This window comes from Methylobacterium sp. J-068 (assembly GCF_022829445.1).
Taxonomy (GTDB): Bacteria; Pseudomonadota; Alphaproteobacteria; order Rhizobiales; family Beijerinckiaceae; genus Methylobacterium.
Genome location: NZ_JAKSXY010000031.1, coordinates 64,314 through 76,650, shown reverse-complemented (window position 1 = coordinate 76,650; position 12,337 = coordinate 64,314). Strand labels below are relative to the sequence as shown.

Genomic DNA, 12,337 nt, shown 5'->3' with positions numbered 1-12,337 from the left:
CGGTGTCGCCTCAGTGTCGGCGCCTACCCACGCAGTTGACGGCACGCTTGGTCACCTCTCGCGAGGAGCCGGTGCGATGACTCCGAAAACGCCCTTGAACTCGACGTATGAGGCAACGACGCGATGATCGATCGCAGCGATCCGCAATGGTACCGTGACGCCATCATCTACCAGATCCACGTCAAGTCGTTCTTCGACTCCAACAATGACGGGATCGGCGATTTCGAGGGCCTGACGCAGAAGCTCGACTATGTCCGCGACCTCGGCGTCACGGCGATCTGGCTGATGCCGTTCTACCCGTCGCCGCTGCGTGACGACGGCTACGACATCGGCGACTACCGCGAGGTGAACGCCTCCTACGGCACGATGGAGGAATTCCGGCGGTTCGTGGACGCGGCGCACGAGCGTGGCCTGCGCGTCATCACCGAGCTCGTCATCAACCACACGAGCGACCAGCACCCCTGGTTCCAGCGCGCCCGCGAGGCGCCGGCCGGCAGCCCTGAGCGCGACTTCTACGTCTGGTCGGACACCGACACGCCGTATTCCGACACGCGCATCATCTTCCTCGACACCGAGGTCTCGAACTGGACCTGGGACCCGGTCGCCAAGCAGTATTTCTGGCACCGCTTCTACAGCCACCAGCCCGACCTCAACTTCGACAACCCGGCGGTGCTGGAAGCCGTGATCGAGGTGATGCGCTACTGGCTCGACATGGGCGTCGACGGCCTGCGCCTCGACGCGATTCCCTACCTGATCGAGCGTGACGGCACGAATTGCGAGAACCTGCCAGAGACCCACACGGTCATCAAGGCGATCCGCGCGGCGCTGGACGCGAGCTATCCCGACCGGATGCTGCTGGCGGAAGCCAACCAGTGGCCTGAGGAGACGGCGCAGTATTTCGGCGACGGCGACGAATGCCACATGGCGTTCCACTTCCCGCTGATGCCGCGCATGTACATGGCGATCGCCCGTGAGGACCGGCACCCGATCACCGACATCATGCGGCAGACCCCGGAGATCCCCGAGGGCTGTCAGTGGGCGATCTTCCTGCGCAACCACGACGAGCTGACGCTGGAGATGGTGACGGCCGAGGAGCGCGACTACCTTTGGTCGTTCTACGCCGCCGAGCGCCGTGCCCGCATCAATCTCGGCATCCGCCGTCGCCTCGCGCCGCTCCTCGAGAACGACCGGCGCAAGATCGAACTCATGAAGTCCCTCGTCCTGTCGATGCCCGGCACGCCGGTGCTCTACTATGGCGACGAGATCGGCATGGGCGACAACATCTATCTCGGTGACCGCGACGGCGTGCGCACGCCGATGCAATGGTCGCCGGACCGCAACGGCGGCTTCTCGCGCGCCAATCCGCAGAAGCTGTTCCTGCCCTCCGTGCAGGACCCGATCTACGGCTTCGACGCGATTAACGTCGAGGCGCAGACCCAGTCGCAGACCAGCCTGCTGAACTGGACGCGGCGCATGATCGCGATCCGCAACAACTCCGTCGCCCTGGGGCGCGGCGGCATGCAGTTCCTGTATCCCTCGAACCGCAAGGTGCTGGCCTGGATCCGCGAGTTCGAGGGCGAGCGCGTGCTCTGCGTCGCCAACCTCTCGCGGGCGCCGCAGGCGGTGCAGCTCGACCTTTCGGAACTGCGCAACGCGGTGCCGATCGAACTCACCGGAGGGTCCGAGTTCCCGGCCATCGGCGAATTGCCCTACCTGCTCACCCTGCCGTCCTACGGCTTCTACTGGTTCTCCCTGAGTGCGGCGAATACCGGGGCCGTCGGCCCGCAGCCGGAACTGCCCGAACTGTTCACGCTGGTCCTCACCGGCGGCATCGAGACCCTGATGGCGGGGCGCGAGCGCATCGCCTTCGAGCGCACCGTGGCACCGCGCTTCATCGCCACCCGCCGCTGGTTCGCCGCCAAGGGCTCGCGCATCAAGTCGGTGCAGGTCACCGACAGCGCCGCCCTCAAGGACAGCACCGGCGAGGCCCGGTTCCTGCTGCCGCGCGTGGCGGTCCATCTCTCCACCGGCGAGCGGCAGGACTACTTCGTGCCCGTGGCGGTCGACGAAGGCCGCGAGGACGAGGCGATGCTGCAGCACGCGGTGGCCCGCGTCCGCCGCGGTCCGCGCACCGGCCTGCTCCTCGGTGCATCCGCCTCGCCGACCTTCGCGGTGTCGATGATCGAGGGTATGCGCGAGGGCCGCGAGATCGCCACCGAGACCGGGCGCCTCGTGTTCTCGACCACCTCGGCCTTCGATCCCGAGGTCACCTTCGAGGCGGGTGAGGTCCGTTCGCTCAACGCCGAGCAGAGCAACACCTCGATCGCCATCGGCTCGAAGATGATGCTCAAGCTGCTGCGCCGGTTGCAGACGGGCGTCCATCCGGAGATCGAGGTCGGGCGGTTCCTGACGGAGACGGCGCATTTCCACAACACTCCGGCGCTTCTGGGCGTGCTGGAGCACGTGGATGCCGAGGGCACGCGCACGGCTCTGGCCGTGCTCCAGAAGTTCGTGCCGAATCAGGGCGATGCCTGGACCCTGATGCTGGAGGGCCTGCGCCGCGACTTCGACACGGTGGTGCTGGCACCCGAGAGCGAGGCGCCGTCGCCGGCCGAGGCCTTCGAGGCGCATCTGCGCTGGGCGATCCTGCTCGGACGCCGCACCGCCGAGATGCACAATGCCTTCGCGGTGGAGACGGACGATCCGGCCTTCGCGGCGGAGCCCTTCGATCACGCGGACCTGCACGCCCTCGCGGACGACACCCGGCGTCAGGCCGAGCGTGCCTTCCGGGGCCTCGACGGTCTGGCGGGCCGAGCCTCGAATGCGGCCAGCACCGAACTGGCGGGTCGCCGCCACGAGGTCGAGACCGCGATCGAGACGCTCACGGCGCGTCCCCCCATCGGCGCGATGAAGACCCGCATCCACGGCGACTATCACCTCGGGCAGGTGCTGGCGGCCGAGGACGACCTCATCATCGTCGATTTCGAGGGCGAGCCCTCGCGGCCGGCGGACGAGCGTCGCACCAAGTCGACGCCGCTGCGCGACGTCGCCGGCATGCTGCGCTCCTTCGCCTACGGCGCCGAGACGGTGACCCGCGGGATCGCCGCGCGCTTCTCGGATTCCGAGGAGCGCGCGCGCCGAGCCTCGATCGCCTGGCGCGGCATGATCGATGCAGCCTTCCTGGACGGCTACCGCGAGGCCGTCTCGGTGAGCCGCGCGGCCGTCACCGACCCGGAGACCGAGAGCCGCCTGCTCAAGCTCTCGATCCTGACGAAGGCGCTCTACGAGGTCGATTACGAGGCGAACAATCGTCCCGACTGGATCGAAATCCCCGCACGTGGGGTTCTCAACATTCTGGACGAGATCAAGAAAGGCGTTTGAATGATGGGCATCGACGAGACGTTCGCGAGCAGGACCGGACACCCCTCGGGCTCCTCCGGATCGGCGGACGTTGCGCCCGTTGCCACGCGGGCGCCGCACGGCGCGGCGCCCGAAACGGCCTCCCTGCACCCGGACGCCATCGCGTCCATCATGGCGGCGAACCACGGCGATCCCTTCTCGGTCCTCGGACCGCATCAGGTCGCCAAGGGTCAGTGGGAGGTTCGTGCCGTGCTGCCCGAGGCGAAATCGGCGAGCCTCCTCGTCGGCGGCAAGCGGACGGCCTTCGAGCGCAAGCATCCGGACGGGTTCTTCGTCGCCCGCGTGGCGAGCGAGGGGCGCCCGCTCTACGAACTCGTGGTCGAGACCTGGGACGGTGTCGAGCGCTCGCGCCACGACCCCTACGGCTTCGGCTCGTCCCTGCGGCAGGAGGACATCGACAACCTGCGTGAGGTCGGCAGCAACGTCACCTACCGCATCCTCGGTGCCCAGGCGCGCAGCGTGGACGGCATCGAGGGCTTCCGCTTCGCGGTCTGGGCCCCCAATGCGCGCCGCGTCAGCGTCGTCGGCGACTTCAACAACTGGGACGGCCGGCGCCACCCGATGCGGCTCTGGCAGAATGGCGGCGTCTGGGAATTGTTCGTCCCGGGCCTCAAGGCCGGTGCTCACTACAAGTACGAACTTCGCGGCGCCGATGGTTCGCTGCTGCCGCTGAAGGCCGACCCGGTCGCCTTCGCGGCCCAGAAGCCGCCCGAGACCGCCTCCGTGCTCCAGGGGACCAACGACCCCGCGTGGCACGACGAGAAGTGGATGGCGACGCGGGGCGAGAAGGACCCGCGCCACGTTCCGATCTCGATCTACGAGGTCCATCTCGGCTCCTGGGCGCGCGTCGCCGAGGAGGGCAACCGCTACCTGACCTATCGGGAACTGGGGGAGCGGCTGATCCCCTACGTCAAGGAGATGGGCTTTACCCATATCGAGATGCTGCCGATCACGGAATTTCCGTTCGACGGCTCATGGGGCTACCAGCCGGTCTCGCTCTTCGCGCCGACCAGCCGCTTCGGCACGCCTGACGAGTTCGCGGCCTTCGTGGATGCGGCCCACGCGGCCGGCATCGGCGTGATGCTCGACTGGGTGCCGGGGCACTTCCCCCTCGACGCCCACGGCCTCGGTCAGTTCGACGGCACGCATCTCTACGAGCACGCCGATCCGCGGCAGGGATTCCACCAGGATTGGGGCACCTACATCTACAATTTCGGCCGCACGGAGGTTTCGAGCTTCCTCGCTGCCAACGCGCGCTTCTGGCTGGAGCACTACCACCTCGACGGCCTGCGCGTGGATGCGGTCGCCTCGATGCTCTACCTCGATTATTCGCGCCGGCAGGGCGAGTGGATCCCAAACCGGTACGGCGGCAACGAAAACCTCGATGCCATCGAGTTCCTGCGCAAGACCAACGAGGCGACCTATTCTCACGCTCCCGGCACCCTGACGGTGGCGGAGGAATCCACCTCCTGGCCGGGCGTCTCGCACCCGACCTACACGGGCGGCCTCGGCTTCGGCTTCAAGTGGAACATGGGGTGGATGCACGACACCCTGAATTTCGTCTCGAAGGAGACGATCCACCGGCGCTACCACCACCACGACCTGACCTTCGGCCTGCTCTACGCCTTCTCGGAGAACTTCATCCTACCCCTGTCCCACGACGAGGTGGTGCACGGGAAGGGCTCGCTGCTCGGCAAGATGCCGGGGGACCGCTGGCAGAAATTCGCGAATCTCCGGGCCTATTACGGCTTCATGTGGGGGCATCCCGGCAAGAAGCTGCTCTTCATGGGCTGCGAGTTCGGCCAGGAGAAGGAGTGGAACCACAACCAGAGCCTCGACTGGCACCTGCTCGACGATGGCATGCACCGGGGCGTCAAGGATCTGATCCGCGACCTGAACCACCTCTACGCGGCGACGCCCGCCCTCCACGCGCGCGACACCGAGGCCGCCGGGTTCCAGTGGCTCGTGGCGGACGACCAGGACAATTCGGTCATCGCCTGGGCCCGCAAGGGGCGCGAGGCCGGGGAACTCGCCGTCGTCGTCTCGAACTTCACGCCCGTGCCGCGCGAGGGCTATCGCATCGGCGTGCCCGCGGCCGGCTTCTATCGCGAGGCGATCAACTCGGATGCTGAGCGCTACGGCGGGTCGAATGTCGGCAACATGGGCGGTGTCCAGGCCGAGGCCGTCGAGAGCCATGGCCAGCCCTACTCGGTGACCCTGACGATCCCGCCGCTGGCCACCACGATCTTCGTCCGCGAGGGGTGATACCGGTTCCGCTTGACCCCTTCGGGACGATCAGACGCGACGGGCTCCCTCTCCTGGAAGGAGAGGGTTGGGGTGAGGTGTGGTCCGTCTCCGGAGAGGTCACACACCTCACCCTGTCCCTCTCCTTCCAGGAGAGGGGACCCGCGAGTCACTCCGTCACCGAACTGATCAGGCGGAAACAGTATGATCCGGCCGCCGGTCAATCCCGCCGCTCACCGGACTGAGCGGCGGAAGACGGGTCCGAAACGACAGACGCCGGCGAGGAGAACCTCGCCGGCGTCTGTCGTTTCCAGGGCGTCGGGACGGCGGATCAGGCCGCGCGCATCCGCAGGCCCGCCGAATTGCCGAAGGCCCGGGCATAGAGCGAGGCGTAGTTCACCGCGGCCTCGTCCCATCCGAACGAGCGCGACATGGCGTGCCGTCGCATGGCGTTCAGGCGCTTCTTCTGTCCGAAGGTGTCGAAGGCCCGGCGAATGGCCTGCGAGAAGCCGCGTGCCGACGCGTCGCCGAAGGTGAAGCCCGTGACGCCGTCCTCGACGGTGTCGGCGAGGCCGCCGGTGCGGTGGACGATCGGCAGGGAGCCGAAGCGCTGGGCATACATCTGGGCGAGGCCGCAGGGCTCGAAGCGCGAAGGCATCAGCAGGAAGTCGCTGCCGGCGAACATGCGCCGGGCATCCTTCTCCTGGAAGCCCACATGGACGCCAACCGAGGCGGGGTGGCGCCGGGCGAGGTCCCGCAGCGCGCCCTCGAAGCGATGCTCGCCTTGGCCGATCACCACCAGTTGGCCCCCCTCGGCGACGATGGATTCCGCTGCCGCGATGCTGAGGTCGATGCCCTTCTGGTGGACAAGCCGGGAGACGATGGCGAAGAGCGGGCCGCGCGAGACCGCGAGGCCGAACTGCCGCCGAACGGTCTCGGCATTCGCGCGCTTGCCCTTCCAGTCGTCGACCTCGAACCGGGCCGCGAGATGCGGGTCGGTGCGCGGGTCCCAGCTCTCGTCGATGCCGTTGAGGATTCCGGCGAGGCGCCCCTGGGCCGCGCGGGTGCGCAGCAGCCCGTCGAGGCCGCAACCGGATTCGGGCGTCATGATCTCGCGGGCATAGGTCTCGCTGACCGTCGTGACGTGCGAGGCGTAGTAGAGGCCGGCCTTGAGGAACGACATCTGGCCGTAGAATTCCACGCCGTCCATCTGGAAGGCGTCTTCCGGCACACCGAGGCGACCGAGGGTTTCGCGCGGGAAAACGCCCTGATAGGCGAGGTTGTGGACGGTGAGGATGCTCGGCACCCGCAGGCCGCGCCAGGCGAGATAGGCCGGGGCAAGGGCGGCTTGCCAGTCGTTCAGATGCAGGAGATCGGCCGCCCAGGCCGGGTCGATCCCGCGCGCGATCTCTGCCGCGGCGAGGCTGAGCCGCGCGAACCGGATGTCGTTGTCGCCGAAATCGCCCTGTGCGTTGCCGTAGGGCGTCCCGTCGCGCTGGTAGAGGTCGGCGTTGAGCAGAACGTAGACCTGCAGGCCGTCACCCGTCTCCACGAGGCCGAGTTCGCAGGGCGGAACGTCCGCCTGACCCGGCAACTGCGCGACGACCGGGATATGGTCGAACTGCTCGACGACCTGACGGTATCCCGGGATCAGGACCCGGACGTCGTAATGCTTGCGCAAGGCTCTCGGGAGGGACCCCGCCACTTCGCCGAGGCCGCCCGTCTTGACGAAGTCGGCCATCTCCGGCGTCGCGAAGAGGATGCGGGGTTGAAGATGGGGGCGGGATCGAAGGGGATAGTGCGTGTCGAGGTGATCGGTCTGATCCGCCAGGCTCATGAAATCATTCCCGCGTCGAGCGATAGGCGGGGATTGGCAACGAGGGCCCAGCTTCGACGTCGACATCGTGAACGCCTCAAATCGGTCGCGGTTCCGTTGCGACGCACAATTTACGCCACGTCGACGACGATTTTTTGAACGTGCGATGAATGTCGGGGCGGACGCGCCTCAGGGGTGATCGCGGATCAGGATGAGGCCTTCGTCGCCGCCGAGCACGAATCCGCCGGCGATCGTGGTCTCCGGACGGTCCGGATGTGTCGAGAGCAGCAACGACCAGCGTGGGCCGCGCTCTTCCGGCAGGGTGATCGTCTGCTGCTCCGCACCAAAGTTGAGCACGATGCGAAGCGTCGCGGCATCGTCGTGACGATCGTAGGCGAGGACGGTGTCGGGCATCCCGGGCAATCCGCGATAAGCGCCGACGGACAGGGCGGTGTGGTCGCGTCTCAGGCGCAGCAGCCGCCGGTACAGGGTCAGGAGCGAGGTGGCGTCGTCGCGTTGGCACTCCACGTTGCGGGTCGCCGCGTCGGGACTGAGGGGCAACCAGGGCTCGGCATCGCTGAAGCCGGCATGGCACGAGTCGTCCCACTGCATCGGCGTACGCTCGGGGTCGCGGCCATGGCCGGGCTCGTTGCGCTCCCAAGGATCCCGGACCCGTTCGGGCGGGATCGACACGTGGGCGACGCCGATCTCGTCCCCGTAATACAGGGTCGGCGTGCCGCGCAGGGTGAGGAGGAGCATCGCCGCGATCGCGGCCTGGGCCGGCCCGACCCGCGCGGCGATGCGCGGTTGGTCGTGGTTGCCCAGCACCCAGTTCGGCCAGCCGCCGGGCGGCAGGGCCGCCTCGTAGGACTCGATGAGGTCGGCGAGGGAGCGCGCGTTCCACGGCGCCTGGATCAACTGGAAATTGAAGGGCAGATCGACGCCGGTCAGGTTGGCGCCGTAATAGGCCACGAGCCGCTCCACCGGCAGGTAGATCTCGCCGATGAGCACCCGCTCGGGGTAGGGCGCGAGCACGGCGCGGAGTTCGGCGATGATATCGAACACCTCCGGGCGGTCGGCGGAATAGACCTGCGCGAAGCGATTGATCTCCGCCTGTCCCGCCGCGAAATTCGGGTTCTCCGGATTGTCGCGAAATCCCTCGTCCTTGATCAGGTGCCAGATCACATCGACACGGAAGCCGTCGACGCCCCGGTCGAGCCAGAACCGGAGCGCGTCGTGCATCGCGGCCCGGACCTCCGGGTTTCGCCAGTTCAGGTCCGGCTGCTCGCGCAGGAACGCGTGGTAATAATATTGTCCGCTCGCCTCGTCCCGGGTCCAGGCCGGTCCGCCGAAGTTGCTGATCCAATTGTTCGGCGGCCCGCCATCGGGCGCGGGGTCGCGCCAGATGTACCAGTCGCGCTTCGGGCTCGTCCGCGAGGCCCGGCTCTCCGCGAACCAGGGATGCGCGATCGAAGTATGATTCGGAACGAAGTCGAGAATGACCTTCAGGCGGCGGAAATGCGCTTCTGCCACCAGCGCGTCGAAATCGGCCAGCGTTCCGAACAGGGGGTCGACCCCGCAATAATCTGCCACGTCGTAGCCGTAATCCGCCATCGGCGAGGGGTAGAACGGCGAGATCCAGACGGCGTCGACGCCGAGCCAGGCGAGGTAGTCCAGGCGCCGCGTGATCCCGCGCAGGTCGCCGACCCCGTCCGCGTCGCTGTCCTGGAAGGAGCGGGGATAGGCCTGATAGACGGTGCCGCGTTTCCACCAGACCGTATCTGCCATGCCTGTCTCCCGCCGATCCCGCTCCGTGCACGGGCCGGACCCTAGCGGCAGATTCGGTGCGTCGCGACCCGTCCCGGGCATGCGCGTTCAGACAATATTCCAACGTCGTGTGGTCTTATTCCCGCACGCATTCGTTGGGACTGTCGGTCACGGTGACGCGGCGGATGTCGCGCGCGGGCCACGTCGTCAAGGCATGCCCGCGCAAGCAACCCGAGGCAGCCTCGATCACCGCAGATTTGCCAGAGGGCCGGCCAACGCGATAAGCACCGGGATGATTTTTGAAAAAATCTGCAGGAATTACGAAGGAAATACCGGTTCATCTCATCCTTGAGATGACTAACGATCGATGAGCGCGACCAAGGTGGCTGGACCGAACGAAGGACAGGAACGCTGGACTGAATTCGACCCCTCGGGTTGTCGAGCCGAGCCTGGCGGCCATGTCCCACGGTTGAGAAGGGGGGACTTGAGACGTGTTGAACGAGAAATTGATCAGACGGGATGGACACGATGAGGCCTCCGCCGCGATGGCCCCGGACGTGAAGGCGCGCTCCGGCGCATCCACCGTCTCGAGTCGAGCGCTGCCGACGAAGGCGGTGTCCGGCAACGATGTCGCCGATTTGCGGGAGGCGATCCTCGGCAAGCTGGCCTATGCCATCGGTAAGACGCCCGCGACCGCGCGCGAGCGGGACTGGTTCGCCGCGACCGCCCTGGCCCTGCGCGACCGCATCGTCGATGCCTGCATCGACGGCGAGCGGACCATCCCGAACAAGCGCGTCTACTACCTGTCGCTCGAATTCCTCATCGGTCGCCTCCTGTCCGATGCCATGAACAACCTCGGTCTCGTCCAGACCACCCGCGCGGCGCTGCGCGAACTGGGCGTCGACCTCGGGGACGTCGAGGCGGCCGAGCCCGATGCGGCGCTCGGCAATGGCGGCCTCGGGCGCCTGGCCGCGTGCTTCATGGAGAGCATGGCGAGCCTCTCGATTCCCGCCATCGGCTACGGCATCCGCTACGATCACGGCCTGTTCCGCCAGTCCCTCGAGGATGGCTGGCAGAGGGAGGCCCCCGAGACCTGGCTCGCCGAGGGCAACCCCTGGGAATTCGTGCGGCCCGAGGCCTCCTACACGATCGGCTTCGGCGGTCACGTCACCATGTCCTCCGTGTCGGAGGGCGTCATCCGCCGCCACTGGCACCCGGCCGAGACCGTGCGCGCCGTGGCGCACGACGTGCCGGTGGTCGGCTGGCGCGGACGCCACGTGAACACCCTGCGCCTGTGGAAGGCGGAGGCCGAGGCGCCGGTCGAACTCGCGCGCTTCAACGGCGGCGACCATGTCGGTGCCGTGGCGAACCGGGCGCGGGCCGAGGCCATCTCGCGGGTGCTCTACCCCAGCGACTCGTCGGCCGAGGGCCAGGAACTGCGCCTGCGCCAGGAATACTTCTTCACCTCGGCCTCGCTGCAGGACCTCGTGCGCCGCCACGTCGCCGAGCGCGGGGATCTGCGCTCGCTGCCCGACCACGCGGCGATCCAGCTCAACGACACCCATCCGGCCATCGCTGTTCCCGAGCTGATGCGTCTCCTCCTGGAGGATCACGGCCTGAACTGGGAGGATGCCTGGCACATCACCACCCACACCCTCGGCTACACCAACCACACCCTCCTGCCGGAAGCTCTGGAGACTTGGCCGGTGGAGCTGATGGAGCGGGTGCTGCCGCGCCACATGCAGATCATCTACCTGATCAACTGGATGCACCTGGAGGAGCAGGGCAAGCAGGGACGGGGCAGCGCCGCGCAGCTGGCCTCCGTCTCGCTGATCGACGAGAGCCACGGCAAGCGCGTGCGCATGGGCCATCTCGCCTTCCTGGGGGCCCGCCGCGTCAACGGCGTCTCGGCCCTGCACACCGACCTGATGCGCTCGACGGTGTTCAAGGACCTGCACGCCCTCGACACCGACAAGATCGTCAACAAGACCAACGGCATCACCTTCCGCCGCTGGTTGCACAACGCGAACCCCGAATTGACCGCGCTCGCGATCGAGGCGGTGGGACCGGAGGTTCTCGACACGCCCGAGCTTCTCACCGGACTGGCCGACGTGGCCTCAGACCCGAACTTCCAGTCGCGCTACGCCGCCATGCGGCGCGCCCGCAAGGAGACGCTCGCCGGCGTGGTGGCGGAGCGCACGGGCATCGCCATCGATCCGTCCGCCCTGTTCGACGTGCAGATCAAGCGCATCCACGAGTACAAGCGCCAGCTTCTCAACGTGATCGAGACGGTGGCCCTCTACCAGGCGATCAAGGCCGATCCGAAGAGGGACTGGACGCCGCGCGTCAAGATCTTCGGCGGCAAGGCGGCGCCGAGCTACGTCCAGGCCAAGCTCATCATCAAGCTGGCCTGCGACGTCGCCAAGCTCGTGAACGCCGATCCGGACGTCGCCGGGCGCCTCAAGGTGGCCTTCCTGCCGAACTACTCGGTCAGCCTCGCTGAAGCGATGATTCCGGCGGCCGATCTGTCGGAGCAGATCTCCACCGCCGGCATGGAGGCGTCGGGCACCGGCAATATGAAGCTGGCCCTGAACGGCGCGCTCACCATCGGGACCCTCGACGGCGCGAACATCGAGATCCGCGATCACGTGGGCGCGGACAACATCTTCATCTTCGGCCTGGACGCGGCCGGCGTGCAGGCGCGGATGGCGGAGCCGAATTACGCGGAAGCCGCCATCGCCGCCTCGCCGCGCCTGAAGGCCGCCCTGGACTTCATTGAGGCCGGCGGGTTCTCGCCCGAGGAACCGGGCCGCTTCCGTCCGATCGTCGACGATCTGCGCCACAACGACCGCTACCTGCTCACCGTTGATTTCGACGATTACTGGCGTGCGCAGCGGGCGGTGGACGCCGCCTGGGGCGATCCGAAAGCCTGGTGGCGCGCGGCCATCCTCAACACCGCGCGGATGGCGTGGTTCTCGTCGGATCGCTCGATGCGGGAATATGCCGAGGAGATCTGGCGCGTCCGGGTCGCCTGAGAGGGCTCTGCCCGGTCCTGTCCGAGGACCGGGCATTCGCCGGAATTACCCGCCG

At 67.5% G+C, this 12,337-nt stretch carries 5 protein-coding genes; 3 read left to right on the top strand and 2 right to left on the bottom strand.

The window, feature by feature from the left end:
* The first annotated feature begins 123 nt into the window (after window positions 1-123).
* On the top strand, window positions 124-3,381 hold the full coding sequence (gene treS, locus MKK54_RS02640; RefSeq protein WP_244008948.1) for a maltose alpha-D-glucosyltransferase: 3,258 nt from the start codon (window positions 124-126) through the stop codon (window positions 3,379-3,381).
* Between the two features lie 3 nt (window positions 3,382-3,384).
* Entirely contained in the window at window positions 3,385-5,685 is a 2,301-nt protein-coding gene (glgB, locus tag MKK54_RS02635; RefSeq protein WP_409564117.1) for a 1,4-alpha-glucan branching protein GlgB, read from the top strand.
* Window positions 5,686-5,995: 310 nt separating this feature from the next.
* On the opposite strand, the gene glgA is transcribed toward glgB, so the two are convergent.
* Together glgA and MKK54_RS02625 are read right to left on the bottom strand one after the other, a co-directional pair.
* Window positions 5,996-7,501 carry a glycogen synthase GlgA gene (gene glgA / locus MKK54_RS02630; protein WP_244008946.1) on the bottom strand — a complete coding sequence of 502 codons (1,506 nt, stop codon included), beginning with the start codon at window positions 7,499-7,501 and terminating at the stop codon, window positions 5,996-5,998.
* A 168-nt stretch (window positions 7,502-7,669) separates the two neighbouring features.
* Window positions 7,670-9,268 carry an alpha-amylase family glycosyl hydrolase gene (locus MKK54_RS02625; protein WP_244008945.1) on the bottom strand — a complete coding sequence of 533 codons (1,599 nt, stop codon included), beginning with the start codon at window positions 9,266-9,268 and terminating at the stop codon, window positions 7,670-7,672.
* A 470-nt stretch (window positions 9,269-9,738) separates the two neighbouring features.
* Between MKK54_RS02625 and MKK54_RS02620 the strand changes: the two genes are divergently transcribed.
* Window positions 9,739-12,282 (top strand): glycogen/starch/alpha-glucan phosphorylase, encoded by a 2,544-nt coding sequence (locus tag MKK54_RS02620; RefSeq protein WP_244008944.1) that lies wholly within the window; start codon window positions 9,739-9,741, stop codon window positions 12,280-12,282.
* Window positions 12,283-12,337: the final 55 nt, after the last annotated feature.

Excerpts from the sequence above, each read along its gene's own strand:
- treS (WP_244008948.1), top strand. The coding sequence starts at position 124 with ATGATCGATCGCAGCGATCCGCAATGGTACCGTGACGCCATCATCTAC.
- glgB (WP_409564117.1), top strand. The coding sequence starts at position 3,385 with ATGGGCATCGACGAGACGTTCGCGAGCAGGACCGGACACCCCTCGGGC.
- glgA (WP_244008946.1), bottom strand. The coding sequence starts at position 7,501 with ATGAGCCTGGCGGATCAGACCGATCACCTCGACACGCACTATCCCCTT.
- MKK54_RS02625 (WP_244008945.1), bottom strand. The coding sequence starts at position 9,268 with ATGGCAGATACGGTCTGGTGGAAACGCGGCACCGTCTATCAGGCCTAT.